The organism is Mycobacterium barrassiae (assembly GCF_025822765.1).
In the GTDB taxonomy this organism is placed as follows: Bacteria; Actinomycetota; Actinomycetes; order Mycobacteriales; family Mycobacteriaceae; genus Mycobacterium; species Mycobacterium barrassiae.
Window position 1 is genome coordinate 161,854 of record NZ_JACKUK010000044.1, and the last position, 19,160, is coordinate 181,013.

The 19,160-nt window shown below is 61.3% G+C and carries 16 protein-coding genes and 3 pseudogenes; 15 read left to right on the forward strand and 4 right to left on the reverse strand.

What is annotated here, in order from left to right:
* Nucleotides 1–9: 9 nt before the first annotated feature.
* Nucleotides 10–912, reverse strand: a complete 903-nt coding sequence (locus H7J93_RS28275; protein ID WP_267309586.1) for an SDR family NAD(P)-dependent oxidoreductase — start codon at nt 910–912, stop codon at nt 10–12.
* Nucleotides 913–1,335: 423 nt separating this feature from the next.
* On the opposite strand from H7J93_RS28275, the gene H7J93_RS28280 reads away from it, so the two are divergent.
* Nucleotides 1,336–2,208 (forward strand): hypothetical protein, encoded by an 873-nt coding sequence (locus H7J93_RS28280; protein ID WP_267309587.1) that lies wholly within the window; start codon nt 1,336–1,338, stop codon nt 2,206–2,208.
* A 58-nt stretch (nt 2,209–2,266) separates the two neighbouring features.
* Nucleotides 2,267–2,413, forward strand: coding sequence for a hypothetical protein (locus tag H7J93_RS28285; RefSeq protein ID WP_267309588.1), 147 nt, complete (start codon nt 2,267–2,269; stop codon nt 2,411–2,413).
* Nucleotides 2,414–2,634: 221 nt separating this feature from the next.
* Here the strand turns inward: H7J93_RS28285 and H7J93_RS28290 are convergent, their stop codons facing one another.
* Both H7J93_RS28290 and H7J93_RS28295 read right to left on the reverse strand, forming a co-directional pair.
* A complete protein-coding gene (locus H7J93_RS28290) occupies nt 2,635–3,363 on the reverse strand; it encodes a hypothetical protein (RefSeq protein ID WP_267309589.1) in 729 nt (242 codons plus the stop codon).
* A gap of 83 nt (nt 3,364–3,446) precedes the next feature.
* The gene (locus H7J93_RS28295; protein ID WP_308204976.1) at nt 3,447–4,349 is read right to left on the reverse strand and encodes a lecithin retinol acyltransferase family protein; all 903 of its coding nucleotides are present in this window, start codon (nt 4,347–4,349) and stop codon (nt 3,447–3,449) included.
* Nucleotides 4,350–4,355: 6 nt separating this feature from the next.
* Between H7J93_RS28295 and H7J93_RS28300 the strand changes: the two genes are divergently transcribed.
* Nucleotides 4,356–6,317 carry an AAA family ATPase gene (locus H7J93_RS28300; protein WP_267309591.1) on the forward strand — a complete coding sequence of 654 codons (1,962 nt, stop codon included), beginning with the start codon at nt 4,356–4,358 and terminating at the stop codon, nt 6,315–6,317.
* A gap of 819 nt (nt 6,318–7,136) precedes the next feature.
* A pseudogene (locus H7J93_RS28305) lies at nt 7,137–7,310 on the forward strand (site-specific integrase); the annotation flags it as partial.
* A 605-nt stretch (nt 7,311–7,915) separates the two neighbouring features.
* On the opposite strand, the gene H7J93_RS28310 reads toward H7J93_RS28305, so the two are convergent.
* The gene (locus H7J93_RS28310; RefSeq protein WP_267309592.1) at nt 7,916–8,098 is read right to left on the reverse strand and encodes a hypothetical protein; all 183 of its coding nucleotides are present in this window, start codon (nt 8,096–8,098) and stop codon (nt 7,916–7,918) included.
* Nucleotides 8,099–8,525: 427 nt separating this feature from the next.
* On the opposite strand from H7J93_RS28310, the gene H7J93_RS28315 reads away from it, so the two are divergent.
* The 11 genes and pseudogenes from H7J93_RS28315 (at nt 8,526) to H7J93_RS28365 (ending at nt 19,103) form a co-directional block, all read left to right on the forward strand.
* Nucleotides 8,526–9,248: a hypothetical protein gene (locus H7J93_RS28315; protein WP_267309593.1), complete on the forward strand. Its 723-nt coding sequence runs from the start codon at nt 8,526–8,528 to the stop codon at nt 9,246–9,248.
* Nucleotides 9,249–9,645: 397 nt separating this feature from the next.
* The gene (locus tag H7J93_RS28320) at nt 9,646–10,338 is read left to right on the forward strand and encodes a vWA domain-containing protein (RefSeq protein WP_267309594.1); all 693 of its coding nucleotides are present in this window, start codon (nt 9,646–9,648) and stop codon (nt 10,336–10,338) included.
* 7 nt (nt 10,339–10,345) lie between these two features.
* Nucleotides 10,346–11,362 carry a protein phosphatase 2C domain-containing protein gene (locus tag H7J93_RS28325; RefSeq protein WP_267309595.1) on the forward strand — a complete coding sequence of 339 codons (1,017 nt, stop codon included), beginning with the start codon at nt 10,346–10,348 and terminating at the stop codon, nt 11,360–11,362.
* Nucleotides 11,359–12,411 (forward strand): protein kinase domain-containing protein, encoded by a 1,053-nt coding sequence (locus tag H7J93_RS28330; RefSeq protein ID WP_267309596.1) that lies wholly within the window; start codon nt 11,359–11,361, stop codon nt 12,409–12,411. The genes H7J93_RS28325 and H7J93_RS28330 overlap by 4 nt, the downstream gene beginning before the upstream one ends.
* Before the next feature lie 376 nt (nt 12,412–12,787).
* Nucleotides 12,788–12,955 (forward strand): annotated as a pseudogene (locus H7J93_RS28335) (cold-shock protein); the annotation flags it as partial.
* 21 nt (nt 12,956–12,976) lie between these two features.
* A pseudogene (locus H7J93_RS28340) lies at nt 12,977–13,153 on the forward strand (translation initiation factor IF-2 N-terminal domain-containing protein); the annotation flags it as partial.
* A gap of 2,129 nt (nt 13,154–15,282) precedes the next feature.
* Nucleotides 15,283–15,678 carry an excisionase family DNA-binding protein gene (locus tag H7J93_RS28345; RefSeq protein WP_032668582.1) on the forward strand — a complete coding sequence of 132 codons (396 nt, stop codon included), beginning with the start codon at nt 15,283–15,285 and terminating at the stop codon, nt 15,676–15,678.
* Nucleotides 15,679–15,717: 39 nt separating this feature from the next.
* The gene (locus tag H7J93_RS28350) at nt 15,718–16,722 is read left to right on the forward strand and encodes a DUF3039 domain-containing protein (protein WP_156744508.1); all 1,005 of its coding nucleotides are present in this window, start codon (nt 15,718–15,720) and stop codon (nt 16,720–16,722) included.
* A gap of 138 nt (nt 16,723–16,860) precedes the next feature.
* Nucleotides 16,861–17,337, forward strand: a complete 477-nt coding sequence (locus H7J93_RS28355) for a hypothetical protein (protein WP_231976806.1) — start codon at nt 16,861–16,863, stop codon at nt 17,335–17,337.
* A gap of 14 nt (nt 17,338–17,351) precedes the next feature.
* Nucleotides 17,352–17,570 carry a hypothetical protein gene (locus tag H7J93_RS28360; RefSeq protein WP_267309597.1) on the forward strand — a complete coding sequence of 73 codons (219 nt, stop codon included), beginning with the start codon at nt 17,352–17,354 and terminating at the stop codon, nt 17,568–17,570.
* A 213-nt stretch (nt 17,571–17,783) separates the two neighbouring features.
* On the forward strand, nt 17,784–19,103 hold the full coding sequence (locus H7J93_RS28365) for an IS256 family transposase (protein ID WP_267309598.1): 1,320 nt from the start codon (nt 17,784–17,786) through the stop codon (nt 19,101–19,103).
* Nucleotides 19,104–19,160 lie beyond the last annotated feature (57 nt).

Consider the following 19,160-nt stretch of genomic DNA (forward strand, 5'->3'; position numbering starts at 1 on the left):
TTCGCCCGCTTATTTGGCGGTGACTTCCTTCGTCGTGCGCCGCCGTCTGACGGCCGATCCGACCTTGGTGAGGAGGATCTCCAAGCGAGTCATCCCGATTCGGGAGACCGACTCGACGATGGGGTAAGCACTGGCCGGTGCGATACGCGAGAGTTTGTCGAACATGAAGGCATCGGGTCCGATCAGGATCCGCGCCTTACCCTGCTCCACACCGCGGTGGATGACCTCGGCGGCCTTGTCCGGTTCGGTCATCGTGATCGCCGCGAACTGTTCGGCCATCTCGTCCTTGCTGGGACCGTTGGGGTCCACCTTGACCCGCGAGTTCCGGACGATGTTGGTGTTGACCCCGCCGGGATGCACGGTGATGGCCGTGACGCCGGTGCCCCGCAACTCGTGACGCAGCGAATCGGTGTAGCCGCGTACCGCGAACTTCGCTGAGCAGTAAGCACTTTGGTTTGGCACCGCCATCAGGCCGTAGACGCTGGAGGTGTTGACGATAGCGCCGTCGCCCTGCTCGACGAGGATGGGCAGAAAGGCCCGGGTTCCGTTGATGACACCACCGAAGTTGATGTCCCACAGCCACTGGTCGTCCTCCGGCGCCCCGTCGAGCACGGTGCCGGCGACCGCCACGCCGGCGTTGTTGAACACGGCAGCGATCGGGGTCGGCGCCCATTCGCGGACCTCGGCGGCGAACTCGCGCTGCGCTTGGGCGTCACGGACGTCGAGCACGCGCAGCAGGGTGGGCCCGTTCAGCAAGTCGGCGGTCTCCTTCAGGCCGGCCTCATCGATGTCGGCGATGGCGACGGCGCAGCCGTGTGAGGACAGACGTCGCGCCAGAGCGCGGCCGATACCGGATGCCGCTCCGGTGATGACGACGGTACGGCCGCTGATCGTGCGCTTGGACTTGCTCATACTTGCTGTTCCTGGCCTTACGTGTGGTAGCGGGGGTCCGATGGATTCTTGACAGCGTAACTGGTCGCTGCGCCCGCGGGTCTGGCCAACTTCGTCCATCGGTATCCAGAGCACCGCGGGTCACCGGCTGGTGTGGTCAAGTGTGCCGAAATCGCAGAAAGCCCTCACCGGTCGAACCGGTAAGGGCTTTCCAGCTGCGGAGTCGGGGTGGCGGGATTCGAACCCACGACCTCTTCGTCCCGAACCATGCCACCAGGGCGTTTGATGGAGGCAGTTCTGTTGGCTGCGTGAGATTCCCAAGCTCAAGCGTGTTGGCGGTGTTGGCCGACGCTGATTGGTGATACTCCTACTGCGGACCAACTGCGGACCGATCTGTGCGCTCTGTACGTCTCTACCAATGAGCAAGGACACTCAGGAAGGCTGATGACGACCGGGGGGAACACCGAAGGCGGTTGGATCCGCAAGACCGGTCGCTGGGTGTGGAGCGTCGCGGTCAAGTCGCGGCGGATTCTCCTGGGGGCGCGATTTCCGACATGGATGAGGGAATGCCCCGACTGGGTCGCAGGTGCGCTCACGATCGGGACCGGCTTCACCGGCATCTTCACCGGCCTCAGCTCCGGCACGGCGCGTGTCATCTGGATCATCGGCACGGCCGTTATGGCATTCTGGGCGATCCTGCTCGCCGCGGCGCGCGACATCCAGCGGCGAAGCACACGCGCCATCATCGAGAAGGTAAGTGGAAGGCACCGCGCGCATCTCGAGAACCTTCTGGGCAACCAGCTGCACAGCTTGATACAGCTGGTCGCTGAAGCGATCGCCACGGAAAATCGCCAAGCACGCTGTGCACTCGCGCAAGCCTCGCGAGCGGCCTTGATCTCCGCTGCTGCCAACCTTGTGGGGCAGAGTGCAGCCGGCACCCGCGCGAACCTCTTCCGACTCTCCGACGATGGGACGGAGATGCGTCTTGCACCCGGCGGGTTCGCTGGGCGCGGCACGCGATCCAGTCGCGTCTTTCAAGCTGGCGACAAGACATTCGACCTCGCCCTGGTCGAGCAAGGACGGTTCGTTCACTCAGCAAAGGATGAATTGGTGGGTGCGGAACGCGATGTCCCCTATGAAACGTTCATCACCTATCCGGTATCAGTTGGTCGAGAACGCCTCCACGGGGTACTCACGGTAGACAGTCTTCATACCGGTGATCTCGAGAAGAAGCGTGACCAGCCTGTGATGGCAGTAATATCGGCACTCATCGCCGCGACATACGAATGCGAGAAGTACCAGGATGCGCCGGAATAGTCGGTGGGCTGAGTACGCTGATATTTGCGGGAGTTCGCAGCAAAGAGGGGAGGCAGTCATGAAGGATAGTACTGAGCAGGTGTTTGACGCCCGGGACGCCGAGGCGATCAAGCTGCTGAAGACTGACCCCGACAAGTATTTCGCACAGACAAAGCAGCGTCTTCCCTTTGGGTTCACGACACAAGATGAGCACGACGAGGCGTAGATCTACGCTCTCCGCATAGCGGCTCGTGTGGCGCACACAAGCGAGATCTTCCTCTGGCGCCTTGGTGCCTCCAACCACCCGCGCAGGCGGCGTTGCCTCGCTGATGAGGCCGCGCGGCGCCTGAGCCAGCCAGGTCGATGAGGTCACTCATGATTCTCCGCTTCCGACTGTGCGGCGGCTCATTGATCGGACGCGCGATCGTGGCCGTTTAGGGCAGCGGTTCACGCTGGTTCATTTTGGGCCCAGACGTGTTCGCAGCTTCGGCAGATCCGCACCACGCCCGCCTCGGGATGGTCGATCGCGGGTTCGGTGTCCGCGGCACCCCCCGCGGAGTCCTGCGGCTCGGACTTAAACCAGCTCGACACGTCCCACCAGGACGTGTCCGACGTCTTCAACCCCTCGGTTTGGCCAGGTCGGTCCGCAGCGTCACTGTCCGCGTCTGCAAACCAGCCGACGACCGAGTCCCACCACGACTTGTCGTCGGTGCGGATCGCTTTCCCCACCGCGGGCTCGGGCGGGGCGGGCCGAACTGGGGCGCGCAGGTCGTGGGTGTCGTACGCCCCGCAGTGCGGACACGCGCACACCAGCTCGAAGCCGTGAGTGGGCGGCAGCGTCGCGAAACCGATCTGTTTGGGACGCCTCTGCTTTGCGGGATTCGCCAGCTTCTGCGGCGAAGTTGCCTGGGCCCCTTGCGGTTTGGTTCCGTTGGTACGTGTCGCCGCCCGTGCGGTGCGTGCGGGCGGTTTCGCGGTTGATGGTGTGCCGGGGCCTTTGACCGGTACCACTGGGGCGTGGCGGCGTTGCAGGTCCTCAAGTTTCCGGGGCTCCTCCTGCGCCACAGCCCGTTGCTGGATGCTCGTACGTACGGCGTCGACGATCCACGCGATCGCCACGGCCGTGAGGAAGAGCAAGACCACTGCGACCGCGATGAGTACCAGAATGAGCTTCAAGTCAGTGCCACCCGCCTAGGTCTCGCCATCGTAGGACGGCGGTGTGACGAGTTCGTATGGAGGCGGCGCATGGTCGCGATGATTCACCCGTGGGGCGATGACTCCAGCGCCGACGGCTCCTCGGAGTCGGGCGGTGGTGGCGTCCACTTCTTGGGTCGGATGCCGCGAATCTTCCGCGACACCAAGTACGCGCCCAAACCGGCGACACCCGCCACCACCGCGGGCGCGGCCGCCACCGCAACGGTTCCGGCGACCATCCCGCCGCCGACGACACCGCCAATGGCGGCCAGACCGCTGGTAATGCCTGCGGCGCTCATGCCGGTGACCCCCGCCGTCGCGATCGCCGCCATTCCGCCCGCGCCGGCTGCGCCGGCGCCCGCTATGGATGCGAGGCGTCCGTCTCGACGGGCGTCGTTCTCGTCCTTGGGCAGCGTCTTGTCGCCGCGCAGGCCAACCTGCACCGCGCCCACCGATACGACCGCTGGCGCGAGCGCCAGGACGAGCGGTCCGGCCGCGGCGCCCGCACCGACCAGTGAGCCCGCGCTTGCCAGGCCCGACATAACCCCCGCACCGCTCACTCCGGCCACGGATCCGACCGCCGACACGACCGCTGCCGTCGTGCCGAGTGAGGTCGTCGCGGCCGCCCCCGACGAGGTCAGCGAACTCACCATCCGCACCTGCTGGCTCGCGATTCGGCCCGTGCAGCACCACGTTGCGAAATGCTCGCAATTGTTGGTGACCAGGTTGTACTCCTTGCTGCCCAGCTTGGATTCCGCTCTGCCGACGACGGTGTTTGGGTCGTCCTTGTCGCTGTACTCCCGGACATGAACGATGGAGTCCAGCGCGAAATCACCCATCGAGGTGCGGGCCACTGTCGTCGATTCGTTTCTACGACGAAGAGTGTGGCAATGCCTATATAACCTCGGCATCCGAGATCGCTTACCGGCCATCCGCTTTGACCTTGCTCGACCGCCTGTCGAGCGCATGCGACCTTGTCCCAGCAAGAGTTGTCAAAGCGCCTTGCCGACAATGGGCAGCAGCGCCCGGAGTTGCCGTTACTCGACGAAGGCACCAAGGCGGGGGCATTCCTCAACGCGCTCAATGCACGCACCACTCAAGCGGAGATCGACGCGGCGACATTACTTGCCGCCGACCACGATGTCGTCCTACCCGAAAAGCTCCAGGAGGTGGCGCGGCTCCAGAGCAGCGATCCGAACAAGGAGAAGGCTCGGCTATCGCAACTGGCCGCTCAGTGGAACACCGTGCAGGCGCACGTCAATCGAGTTGCGACCATGGTCGATGCCGAGGCTCTTAGCCAGATCGCCGAGGAGAAGAACCGGGCAGGAGAACTCCGACAGGCGGCAGAGATCGCGTCGGCGAGAAACTTCGACGCCGAACCGGTGACGGGCGTTGGATCGGCGACCTGGCGCGCATTGTGGGAGGCGGCACGCCAGTACTCGGTCAGCGAGGCGTATCACGGGCATGAGTTCCCGTTCGTTGGAGACGGCAGCGTGTGCGTTCTCTGCCAGCAGTCGCTGTCGGACGACGCTGCCGCCCGACTGACACGATTTGAAGACTTCATCGAGGACACCACCTCACGGGATGCCGAACGGGCCGAGAGGCAACTTGCTACGCGTCGGGATCAAGCCGCAGGGCATCAGACCCAACCCGTCTCGGTGACAAGTGCTGTCACCCACCTTCAGGCTGGTGGTCAGGATGTGTCGACTGCGGAGGCGTGGATAGCTGCTGCAGCAACGGTCGCAGGGCAGATCGTCGAATGGATCGATGGGACGAGGGCAGTTCTCCCGAGTCCACCCTCCCCGGCGCCGCGCGCCGCGATTGATGAGCGCCGACAAGCGCTCCTGATCGCCAGCGAGGCAATCGATGCGACGACCTTCAATGACCACCTTCGCGACCTGAAGACCGAAGTCGCTGATCTCCAAGCGAGAGCACAGCTATACGCCGCCAAGCAGAACCTCGCCGTCGAGGTGGAGCGCTTGAAGGCGCGTGCCAAGATCGATGAGGCGAAGCGTCTCGCGGACACCACTGGGATCACTCGCAAGTCAACCGCGCTCACGACGGAGCATGTAACCAGTGTGGTCAGAGACCAGTTCACCCGCGAGACTGAGCGGCTCCACCTTCGCAAGGTCACGCTCGACCCGACACGCGGACGGCGAGAAACGACGTTGGAGCATCGCCCTAAGCTGCTGGGCGCAACGGTCGACGCAAACATCGGCCACGTCCTGAGCGAGGGAGAGCAGACCGCTCTCGGACTCGCTGGTTTCCTGACTGAAGTCGAGTTTGATGAATCTAGGTCTGGAGTGGTCCTTGACGATCCCGTCTCCTCACTCGACGCCGGTCGACGGTCTCGGGTTGCCAAACGGTTGGTCGAACTTGCGCAGGATCGCCAAGTCATCGTGTTTACGCATGAGGCGACCTTCGTCAACGCGCTCAATAGGGAAGCACGTGACCTCGGCATCGAGGTGACTGAGCGCGCGATTCTTCGGCACGGTGAGCGCCCCGGCCTGGTCTCGGACAAGCATCCGTGGAACGTGAAAGATATTCCGTCACGGATCGATTGGCTGACGGCGGAACTGAATCGGATACGAAACGACCGAAGCGAACTTGACTCCGACGAGTACACAAGGCGTGCCCAAGAGTGGGGTGGGAGGTTGTCGCAGGCGTGGGAGCGCGCGGTGAACCTAGACGTGGTTAACGAGCTGGTCGACCGTGGAACGAACGAAGTCAGACCGCGCATGTTCAAGATGCTGGTCGGCATAACAGAGCAGGACAACAATGACTACCAGTCTGGCTACGCCAAGGCCTCTGAATGGGCACCGCGCCATGACCAGGCGCCCGAAACTAACTTCATTGCTCCGGAACCGGACGAGCTTGAGGCCGAGTTAGTTCGGTTCAAGGACTGGGTCGCCCGCATAAAGAGGTGCAAGAAGTGACGAGCCACTGAGTGGCTCGCAGAAGCCCGGAGCCATCGGGAGCCTAGGCCTGGGGGAGGCGCCGCTCAACAAGGATTGCCTGATCCGCGCCTTGACCAGGTGCCGTGCCGCTCCTTCCAGATGGCCGCGTCCCGTATTGGACGGACAGGGTGGGCGGGCATCTTCACAACGATCGGTGCCGATCTTCGAATTCCTACCCAACTCAGCTATACGTTTCTGGGCGTGGATGAGCCGATACCGCCCGCAAGTGCAGAAAATGTTCGTGAGACCGCATCTGCTGTAGCCCTGGAGCTCCTCGATGAGGTCGCCGTACGGCTGCTGGAGTGCCGACTGGTGTTGGAGGCCTTGCACGACGAAGTCGACCTGAACTTCGACGAGTTCATTGGGAACATAAGTGTGGTGGAGCGGTCAGCGCAGGAGGCGTTCGGCGCGGCAAGTCTGCTTAACAAGGGTGCGACACTCGACGAACGTTGGGGCTACAACCTGTCCAGGCCTAAAGCGATTTTCGCCCGCCACAATGCTGCGGCCAGGCGAGGAGTGCCGGCCCTTCTTCCCGAGCCATCGACCGTCGATGTGTTCAACGACAGCTTCCGCGACCTGACCCGGCTGGACCGCATTCAGGACATGACCGGGCCTAGACCAATCTGCGCGACCGAAGCGCGCGACGGATCCCGTTGTGGCAGTTCGGCTATCTATTTGGGAGCCGGAGTCTTCGGACCGAACTGCTACGTGCACTCCACTCGTGCCGAACGCGACCAGTACCGGCAGCATCAGGAAAAGATCGCCGCAAAGGTCGAGGAGGAACGCTACTCGTACGCGCGGCACACGGCAGCGTCGCTGGCCATCAGCTCCGGCGCTAACGTCAAAGCGGTGCAGACGATGCTCGGCCACGCATCTGCGGTGCTCACGTTGGACACCTACGCCGACTTGTTCCCGGACGATCTGGAGCTCGTCGCAGCGGCGCTCGATTTAGCACGGCGGGACGCTCTGGGAACAGGTCCGCAGACCTACTGCGGATTGACCTCAGCGCGTGACGCCGAAACACGAAGCGGGAGAAGACAGATGCACACACCGGCCGACGACGATGATCAGTCGTCAGACCTAACGAAGTACGCCTTCCACATGGAGCCGCAGCTTGAACGGAGCGATGAATCATGGACTGCTTCCTATCCTGGGGCGGACTGGTCTGTGTCGGCACCCAACAAGGAATCGGCCTTGCAACGGCTCGGAGAGGAGTTCATTCGTCGGCAGAATGCTGGTGAAGATCCCCTCGCCTACGCCGACGCTGTTTACCGTCGACATTTACGCGAACCGGTCCAGGGTGTATCTGCCGTCGATAACGAGCTCTACCGTGAACTGGTGCACGCACCCGAGGCCGAACGGAAGCGCGCGATTGAAGAAGCCGAGCGGAGACGCAGGCTTGGGCAGCCCTACACCAAGAGCGACTATCTGCGACACCGCGAGAAGCCCGAACAGTGAAAGCTATTCCAGGCTGCCGTTGCTCCGTTACCGCCGCGATATGCGAAATATGCTGTTACACAAGCGGCTTCATTACAAATACCGCCAAATCCTAACTCACGTGTGGTGTTCCACGTGGCTCAGCCTTGATTGCGGAGACGACGTGCGATTTCGGCCTCGACCTGTTGCAGAGAGGCCTTGGGGTGATTCCTCACGATTGGCTCTGCAGCTTTGGCGATGTCCGCTTGAGTCACGCTTGCCGCCATACCAGCGGCAACGATGAGACCCTTAACCGCCTCTTTGATATCGATGTCCATACTCATCTGGCTGCCTCCCCGTCGGTCCTGTTCTGCCGGTCTTCCGGCGACGCCAAACAGTAGCGTGTTTGACCAGGATAGTTGCGAAAATCGTCAGCTCCGGCAAATGTCATGGCAGATCGGTTACGGGCAACACCAGAGACGTTTGATCTACGTCACCAGCGACGCCACGCCCCGGTCAAACCCATGTCGCCATCAACCCAAAGCCCGCCGCAACCATGCAGCCGAACGCCTGCCAGCTCAGGGCCTCGGCAATCGAGATGCAATCTGTTTGCGAACGCGGCTAAGGATTTGCTGAAGTTGGCCGTTGTCTGAAGGGTGGCCGATACTCTCGCACAAAGCAGCGCGGTCGCTTGCATGGGAGCGTAACAAGCTTGCGGAGAATCAGAGGCGCGTCGATTCCGTAGTTCTACCGCATTGAGGGAGCAGTTGGATGCCCAACTTGGCCACTTACGAAGCCAGCAGCATTGATTGGGATCGTCTCAACAAGTACGCACGACGGGTCGCGAACGAGACGCGGCGCCCGTCTGAATCGCCAATCAAGTACACCACGACCGAATATGTCGACGTGCCGAAGACGGTCGCGGCCCCCGGCCTACGCGGTCTGTTGGGCCGAACGGAGACAAAGGCTGCACGACAGCAGCAGCAACGGGAGGTCGTGGTGGTCGGCAAGCACTGGCTCTTGGACCGTAGGCATCACCACATCGAGCGCAACGGCCGAGGCAAGGACTACACCAATCAGGAGACGACACATGAACAGCACTATTACGTGCTCCTGCCGGACGGCTCCCTGAAGCATGTGATTCTGTGGGAGGAAGAGTTCACGCTGACCAGCTTCGGCAGGACAACTTTCAGGTTGGAGAAAGATCATTTGGTTTCAGATTTCGGCGACGGCGAAATCAAGGCTTTCGACTTCGAGAAGCGCTACAGCGAGTGCGGCACACACGGTCATGGGACCAAGACGTGGGGTGACCGAGAGCCGGGTAGACGACTTCTTGTTCACGTCAAGGGTGTCGGCTTGTCACGTGCGCTGAAACGGCTGGTTCCCCAGACGGAGCAGCGGGCAGCCAGTGCATCTAGTCCGCCTTCGCCGCCAAGCCGGCTTCGCGGAAGTGCCATTAACCGCACACGAGGGACGCGCCGCCCGAGTGGCTAACGGAGCCCCGTTTGAGACTGTCTTGATCAATGAGGCACGACCGAGTAGGTAGCCCCAGGCATTCCCCTGCGTATTCGCGACGGTTCACCAGACTACGAATGCGCGAGACATCCGGGGACTACTACGTCAGGTCTATGACCTTTGCCCGGCTTTCAGCCGTCTATGGATCGACAATCGACAGGGTGCAGTCTTCGCAGTTTGACGCACGTGAGCGGGCTGCTTCATGCAGAATCCTGGTAGCAGCGTAAGGAGGTTCGATTTGCCGGCACGGGGAGCCGGCTCAGGCTGAGGGGTGGAACCCGCGGCATCGCCGCGGGCGATGCGTCGCACAATTCACCACTCATTCGCGCTGCCGAAGAACCGACCTATGCACACAAATCAAGCCAAGAGGTGAGACGTGACAGCAGGACAACAAGTTGATTATGCGGTGGATATCGTGCTTTGTATTGATCAAACCGGAAGCATGGCGCCGATAATCGAAAGCGTAAAACATCATGCATTGTCCTTTAGTGATGAACTTCGCTCGGCCCTTGAAAAGAAAGACAGATACGTCGACGTTCTACGGGTTCGGGTCATCGGATTCCGGGACTATTACTACGACGGGCAAGAAGCAATGGACGCGTCCGAATTCTTCACTTTGCCTGACGAAAGCACCAAGTTCGAGGCATTCGTCTCTGGACTGACTCCAAAGGGAGGGGGCGACGAGCCCGAAAGCGGTCTGGAGGCGCTGGCGCTCGCGATCAAGTCACCCTGGACAACGGCAGGCACTAAGAAACGCCAGGTCATCGTCGTTTGGACTGATGCGAGCGCTCATCCGCTCGAGAAGTCCTCCTCCACTCCGATTGAGGCATATCCAGGAGGCATGCCGAAGGATCTGGACGAACTTACAGATTGGTGGGAGGACCCGCAAAGCGGCTCTGTCGACCCTAGGGCCAAACGGCTGATCATCTATGCGCCGGATTCGGCTGGTTGGTCGGAGATAGCGTCTAGCTGGGAAGAGACGGTCCATTTTCCCTCAACTGCGGGAGAAGGTTTACGCGACATTGAATATCAAGAGATTCTTTCGTCGATCGTCGAGAGCATCAAATAGTCCGAAGATGCTGCCACAGGGCCCCCTAGCGTACTTGAACATACCCAAAATTGCGGATGAGGGCGAAGACGCAGACCCCTTGTTTCACACAGTCGGGCAAACCCAATGGATCGGCGTTTTTGACGGGCTCGGTGGCGCCGGAGCGACGGTATACAACATGCCGGACGGTCATAAGAGATCCGGCGCCTATATTGCATCGCGCGTCGCCTGCGCGGCCTGCGCTAGATGGGTAGAAGGTGAAGCTCCACAGGCTACGCCAGGGAAGCGTGCCATCGGTTTACGGGATGCACTGATGAGCCGGTTTGCCGAGGCGAAGAATGACCTTGCGGAGCCGACGTCCCGCCTAAGGGGCCGACTAATCAAGGCGCTCCCAACTACCCTGGCATTGGCGGGCATACATGACGTCCGACAAGATCATGTCGAGTGCGACGTGCTGTGGGCCGGCGACTCCCGGGTCTACTACATCACTCCAGACGAGGGGCTTGTTCAAATTTCGGTCGACCAACTGAAGGAGCCGTTGGACGCGCAAGAAAACTTGACTGCGGACAGCCCGATGAGCAATTGCATAGCCGCTGACGAAGAGTTCTATATCGACGAGATATTCGTCACGCTCAAGAAGCCCCTTATTGTTCTTGCGGCAACGGATGGCTGTTTCGGTTACGTGCCCACCCCAACTCATTTTGAACATGTTCTGCTGTCGGCAATGGTCGGCGCTGAGACGTATTCCGAACTTCAAACTCGACTCCGGGAGAGCATCTCATCCTACACAGCAGACGACGCGAGCATTGCGATGACGCACAGCGGTTGGGAAACCTACGGTTCCCTGAAGTCCTCCTTTAAACGCCGGATGGCGAAGGTAGAAAAGTATGTCGATGCGTTCGACAAGGCCCGATTGCAGCGCGAACAGGCGCGCGATCAGTTGAGAGAGGCCGATATCCAGTTTGCACACGTGAGAGACAAGATATGGGCTGAGTATCGTCAAGGATATGAACCCAAATTTGAGCGGACCCGAACACCGCTATGACGAAGATTGGCGATTATGAGCTCTTAACGGACTTCACCACCGTTGGCGGTGGTCAGTGCCGTTGGGCTTTTGCTGAGCGCGGTGGCGAAGAGTTCTTCTTAAAGGAATTCTTGAGCCCCACTTACCCGCTACCTACCTCACCTGGATCCGAAGCGACGAAACAAAAGAAGCTCAAACGGTGCCGGGCCTTTGAACACCATCACGAATCCATCATGAGCGCACTCAAGGGATTGGCTGCGCCGGGTGGAAACTTGATCATCGCTCATAAGTTCTTTCTCCATGGAACCCACTATTACAAGGTCACTGACAGAATCAACGTGAGCTCTGTACCTGTAGATATGGTTCACACGCTCGACGAAAAGCACCGTATCCTCGTTGCAATGACGGCTGCTCATAGCGTTCAATTACTGCACCGGGTCGATCTCGTCCATGGCGATATCAAGCCACCGAATGTGTTGTTGAAAGAAACGGCAAGGAGGGCCTATGCCGCTAAGCTCATCGATTTTGACAACGCGTATTTCAGCGGTCGCCCCGCCCCACCAGAGGATTTAGTTGGCGACCCAGCCTATTATTCTCCGGAAACGCTGCAGTATGTAGAGGGAAAGATTGACGGAAATCAACTTGGAACGAGCTCGGACATATTTGCATTGGGCATCCTATACAACGAGTACTTCATCGGAGCTAAGCCAAAATTTGGCGATGCAAAATCGGTTGCCCTGGGCATTCTGAATGGCAGATCATATACTACGGGGCTGGAGCGATCTTGGTCGAGCGTCGACAAGCTTATCCGCCGGATGCTCAGAAAAGATCCTTCTAAGCGGCCAGATATCGCGAGGGTCATATCTGACCTTAAGGTCATAAGAGATACACCGAGGACTGCTCCCGAAGAAGGTATCCCTAGCGGCTCACGGCTTCGCGGGAAGGGGCTCCAGTCACTACCTGTTCCAGCCGATTCGGCGCCTCCCAGTAGCGCGGGACCACCCGTTTCGTCGACGGAGAGCCGGCTACGGGGCTCGCTCACGCGACGGACGTATCGAGGAAAGCACTGATCAGGAGCCCTAAGCGGCACAGAAAACACCGCGGGAACAAATCAACGCGGCCCAGAGATCAAGGATGGCCCACTGATGACAATGGAAGCCGTGGCCATCGCCCCGGAGCCAAATGCCTGTCTTACGCGACAGTGGCCTAAGCGCGGCCCCTTCCGAGGCTGCGATGGTATGGAACCAGTAGTTCCTGCACTGGGACCCGAGCAGGTCGCTGGATAGCAGGATTCCGGCAATCTTGCGCGACGGCGGGTGAACTGTGGCCCGCAAAGTCCCGGCCGCAGTAGCCTTCTGGAACCGGCCCGAACCAAGCCCCGTTCGTGCATTGCACGCTTGGAAGGGCCTCAAGGGCTATTACGGAGGGCTCGACATGCCTGTTGGCATGGTGAAGTGGTTCAACCCCGAATCGGGCTACGGCTTTATATCTCAAGAATCCGGCGGCGAGGACGTCTTCGTCCACCGCTCGGAGCTGGTCTCAGGCGCGCAGTTGACCGTTGGACAGCGAGTCGAGTTCTGTCTGACGTCGGGCGCACGCGGGCCTAGGGCCACGCACGTGACCGTTTTGCCGCCGCTGCCCACACGCACCCCTGCCGCAGTAAAAGGGTGCGTGCGGGTGCACGAATTGGCAAAGGAACTCGGTGTCACCAGCAAGCAGGTGCTCGCCCGGCTGAACGAACAAGGCGAATTCGTTAAGTCTGCCTCCTCGACCGTCGCTGCGCCGGCGGCGGAGCGACTGCGTGTGTCATTCCGCTGTCGAGCGGTACGGCCGCAGGGCGATCGACCAACCGGCAGTAGATCAGCGCCCCCTCCTACAGCTTCGATGGAGGAGTTCGCCCTCGGCGAATGCGAAATCTGCACGAACGAGAACGATGCGGGTGTAACACAGTGTGAATGGTGCGACACGGACATTCCTCGTCCGAAGCCGATCGAAGTGTGCGGTCCCACTGCATCATCCGCGTCCGATAATGCCGTTGAAAAGCTGGTCGAGAGAACTGCCGACGCGTTCGCGGACCGGCGCACGACAGCATCCACGTTGCCGGAGATGGCCGCATCTATAGTCGAGCCCGAGACGGCCGCACGTACTGCCGAACCCGAGACCGCTGCACCTACAGCAGAACCCGACACCCGCGGCCCCCGCGACGATGCGGGAGATCCGCCTCATGAGCTCTGGAAGTCAAGCACTACATTCGTCGTTAACGCGACCATTCCATTGGGCCTCGGGATTGTCGGCGCCTTTCTTGCGCTAATCACCTACGGCCAGTGGGTGGACAATGCCGCCGGAATGACACTGGGGGATTACATAGCCGCACGTTGGTGGATGCCTGGATTCGTCGTGGCATTTCAGGGATTATTATGGATGTGGCGGCCTCAAGACGAGCGTGATACGTATGTCATTGTCGGCCTATCATCTTGGATTGGCGCCGTGGCGGCTGGATATGCGGGCTATGTGTTCTTATTCTCTAGTGTGCGAGTACAGGGTAACTTGTCGCAGGAGGATTGGATTTCACCTGCGTGGGTTGGCTTCCTTTCAGAGGCTATACCGATAACGGGCATAGCCATGACAACATCTGCGTTCACGATGAAGGCATTGTGGACATGTTTTGATTACCCAAAGGGTGAATGGTGGCGCAAAACATCGTTTCTTGCATTAATTCTCGGTCCGGCATTAATCGGCTTCGGCGTCTTACAGCTTCTACCCGACCTGGATCACGTTTCGGGGATTGTCCTGACCGCAGGCGGCTGAGCGCTAACCGGCAAGGATCGAAGCCAACGGCGAAGGTATCGATGATTACCCAAGCTGCGCCGAGCTGCACGATGGCCGACAGCACGCGCAACCAGCGATTCGGTGAACAGCGAGGGCAAGACCTTTGGGGGTCGCTCGAAGTTAGAGATTGATCCTAGCCACGTTACGGTGCCCTGCCGCGGCTAAAGCGCTGTACCGCAGCCGATGCAGGTCTTGTTGTTCACGTTATTAGTGGCTCCGCATTTCGGGCATTCCTTAGTCTCGCGGAACGCGCGGTAACGCCTCGACATGACGCTCTCCTTTGGTGCTCGGTTGCATGTCTGCGAACGCGGCGCTTTCTTTAGGCCATCTCCGGGTCTGCCGATCTAGGAGCGCCGCGGCAGCATGCGTATGGCAATACTGCATGATCGCGGCACGCGATGATGTCTAATCCGCCCGATGTTGAAGCGGACCATCCTGTTTCACAACGCCAGAGGGCGGCCTCCTGAGGGTGTCACTCTGGCGGCCGCGGCTGTTCGCAGGCCGCCAATGCCTTGTCGCCGAGAGTAAGACGCGCGAGGACAACGGCCCTGTCGAGTTCCTGGTCGTGACACCACACGGGTCTCCGGCAGATGGTCGCCGCTGGCGACAGCTCCAGCGCGACCGTCCGAGGCGGCAGATGATGTTCAGCCACGCCTCGGCGCTGCGGACCATGGACACGTAGGCGGACTGTTCCCAGACCACCTAGAGATGGTCACGGCGCTCGAACAGGCTCGCGAATCTACTGCGGACTGGAAATCAGAAGGGCCCAGCCGGATCGACCGGCCGAGCCCTCTGATCTGCTCTAATGCTGTCGGGGTGGCGGGATTCGAACCCACGACCTCTTCGTCCCGAACCACGACACCAGGGAGTTTGATTGAGTTGGCGTCGTTGGACAGCGTGAGAAACTGCAGGTCAGCAGTTGTTGGTTGGGTTGGGTGTCACGGACGGCATGCGGATGTGCTGCGGACTGACTGCGGACTGGCGGCCGCATGATTGGCCCGGTTATCCACAATCAGTGTTACCTCGACGACATCGGGATTGACCGTGTCGCCACCGCCGAGTACTGTCATCTGTGACATCTAGAACTTTTATGACATCTGTGGACGGTTGGCATGGAGACCATCGAAACCTCGAACATTCCGGCAGAGCAGCTCACCGCTCTGGACGCTTACGCCCAGACCGCTGGCGTCGAGCTGCGCGCCGTCCTGCTTCACGTCACACGTTGCGTGCGTGAGGGCGCCAAGCTCGCTGTCATCGACCAGAGCGAGACACTCACCCCGAATGAAGCCGCGAAGCGTCTGGGGATGAGCCGGACTCACTTCTACAAGCTGCTTGATCGCGGTGAGATCCCGTTCGATCGCGTTGGACGTGACCGCCGCATTCGCGTGCACGATCTACTCGAATTCGAGTCCCGTCGCGAGCGTGACCGCCGCGAACTTGCGCAGCGATTCGCCTCCCAGCCGAAGACGCGCGATGGAGCCATCGACGAGGTCGCCGACCTGTTGTGAATCGATGGACGGTCGGGTGCGTCGGGCATCATGCTGTGCATGCACAGCCGACGCACCCGACCAACCATCCGCCTGCTGGTCGAAGACCTTCGCGACGGCTGGTCGTCACCGTATCCGCGCCGGATGTTGGACGCCGGTGATTACGACGCGCTTCACCCCCTGAGCGAACTACCGCACCCGATCATCGCCAAGGCGACGGAAACCTTCGGCATGGTTGCCGCCGACGACAACCCGGTCGGGCCGATCGCCAGCAGCACGCAGCTGCGACTCATGGAGGTCAAGGTTGCGCAGTGGCGAGGTGGCGTGTGGGTCGATCCGGAAACGGGCGTGCATTGGCTGGTCGTCGCGGGCTTGGCCAAGGGCGGTCACGAGGATCATGACGACTTCTACATGCGCGTCGCGGCCGACAACGCAGGCAACGCACCGCAGCGATGGTTGCCCACCGAACCGGATCGACGACTCCTCAAGCGAGAGACGGCAGCTCGACTCATCACAGAGTGGGAGCTGACGGTGCAAGTCCGGGTGTTAGAGGCACTGCGCAGGGTTCACGCAGGCGGAACCGACCGCTTCACCATCGACCACCCACTACCCGGAAAGGTACCCCTGGCCACCTTGACGGTGACGGTCAACCCGGTCCGTGAACCGGACTACGAATCCGACGACATCGTGGTCGAGATCGATCCCGTCGCCCAGTACGCCGGACAACACCTTTTATGGCAGCTCACGGTCCGCGTCCTCGCGGCGTTGAATCCGCCCCAGGAAGGTTGGGACCGATACGGAGACACCTACTCCAACATCGCTGAACCGGGGAGTTGGACAGCCAGGCTCGCTGAGTTGGAGACCTATGTTGAACGGCACGAACTCGTTGAATCCGAACCGGGTCAACACTGCCACTACACCCACCGCAAGCACATTGCCGGCAGCACCATCGAGGGCTCGGCCGTACGTGCACTTTGCGGTGTCTACTTCGTGCCGTGCCGAGACCACACGGACATGCCTGTATGTCCGGAATGCCAGCAGCACTACAACGATCTCCCGCGGTGAGCGCCGCACTGCAGCTCCTGCGGAATGTTGGTGAGATCGGAATCGGGTTGGCCATCCGGCATAGCCGTCCCGAACACGAAGCATGGCGTCGTTAGCCCGTCGGAACACGGCGCGGTTGACGGCATGGACAATAGACCTATGCGGGCTGCGGGGTTCAACGTCGAGGCAGGGACGCTGTTGCTGGCCGTCGTGGAACGCCGCGATGAAGGACCAGCGACCCCAGTGCCCGTTACGAGCCCAAAGCTGACACCTGCCGACTTGCCCGAAGCGCAGAGTCTCCGCGACCTCGCCAAGCGCGTGAAGCAGGAGCTCGAGGCCGCCCGGGTAGACGCGGTGGGGCTCGTCCAGACGCGCGCTTTCAGGAATCTGCAGTACAACCAGGTCTACGCCCGCGTCACAGCTATATGCGCGGTCATGTTCGCGGCCGCCGAACTCAACGTCGCCTACGAAACCCTAACTACGGAGACGATTGGAACGGCGATCAGCTGCTTACCGAAGTCGCTCGATACATTCGACTTCGCTGTACTGGGTTTCGCGCAACGACCGACGTTCTGGACGACAGGATTAGCCGAGGCGTACGCCGCTGCCTACACATTGGTCGGGGGCACGACGTGACGGTGCCTGCTCAGATGCCGAGTGAACCCAGGATCCCCGGCCTCGAGCGCTCCCGTCCACTCCGCCTGGCCTTCGAGTGCCTGCAGACGCTGCCCGAGGGCTCCAACCCGGTGCGCGTCTGGTGGGATGAGAATCTGCAGTGCGAGCAGGTCGGAAAGCGGGTCGACCTCTCGAATCTCGATGACGTGGGTTGCGTCCAGCAGAGTGGTGTACGAGTCGGACCTGATCAGTAGCGCCGGCGTGTCGTAGCCGAGTGATTGAAGGTCATCGCGTGATTCTTCGAGAGACCCGTCAAAGTCACTCGAGCAAAGGGGTTGCGTCCAGCAGAGTGGTGTACGAGTCGGACCTGATCAGTAGCGCCGGCGTGTCGTAGCCGAGTGATTGAAGGTCATCGCGTGATTCTTCGAGAGACCCGTCAAAGTCACTCGAGCAAAGGAATCAACGCGATGACCACTGCCCACGATATCGACCTGCCCGCGGTGCTGGCCGAACGACTCACCACCTGCCACCCAGATGTCCTGCGCGAGCTGCTGGCCACGTTCATCCACACCCTGATGGGCGCTGAAGCCGACGCCTTGTGCGGTGCGGGATACGGCGAGCGCAGCGCCGAGCGCACCAATCAGCGCAACGGCTATCGGCAGCGCCAGTTTGGCCGCTGGGGAACGACGACGTCGTCGAGTAGCGCCTGCAGGATCGGTGGATGCCATCGTGCAACCTTGTTCTGNGGCCAGTTCGACACCCGCGCCGGCAGTTTGGATCTGGCGATCCCCAAGTTGCGGCACGGCTCGTATTTCCCGGACTGGCTGCTGGAACGCCGCAAGCGTGCCGAGCGGGCGCTGACCACCGTGGTGGCCACCTGCTACCTGCTGGGGGTGTCCACCCGGCGGATGGACAGGCTCGTCGAAACGTTGGGCATCACGTCGTTGTCGAAGTCGCAGGTGTCGGTGATGGCCAAGGAGCTCGACGCCGCGGTGGAGGCGTTCCGGACCCGGCCGCTGGACGCCGGGCCGTACACGTTCGTCGCGGCCGACGCGCTGGTCCTCAAGGTCCGCGAGGGCGGCCGGGTGGTCAACGTGCACGCCCTGATCGCGGTCGGGGTCAACGCCGAGGGCTACCGCGAGATCCTCGGGATCGACGTGACCACCGCCGAGGACGGCGCCGGCTGGCTGACGTTCTGGCGGTCGCTGACCGCCCGCGGCCTGTCGGGGGTCAAGCTGGTCACCAGCGATGCCCACGCGGGGCTGGTGGCCGCGATCGGAGCGACCCTGCCCGGCGCAACGTGGCAGCGCTGCCGAACCCATTACACGACCAACCTGATGGCGCTGACCCCGAAGTCGTCATGGCCGTGGGTGCGGACCCTGCTGCATTCGGTGTTCGATCAGCCTGACACTGAATCCGTTGCAGCGCAATATGATCGGATCATCGACGCACTAGCCGACAAACTTCCCAAGGTCGCCGACCACTTGGAGGCCGCCCGAGCGGACCTGCTGGCGTTCACTGCGTTCCCCAAGCAGATCTGGCGCCAAATCTGGTCGAACAACCCCCAGGAGCGGCTCAACAAGGAGATCCGCCGACGCACCGATGTCGTGGGCATCTTCCCCGACCGCGAGGCGTTGATCCGCCTCGTCGGCGCCGTGCTCGCCGAACAACACGACGAATGGGCCGAATCCCGCCGCTACCTCGGCCTGGACGTGCTGAGCAAATCACGCACCGTCAACGACACCCCGACCGAACAGGAGGCCACCCCCGCGGCACTGACCGCCTGAACCATCACATCGAAGAATCACGCGACGACGTCGTACACCACGTCCGTGGACTTGACC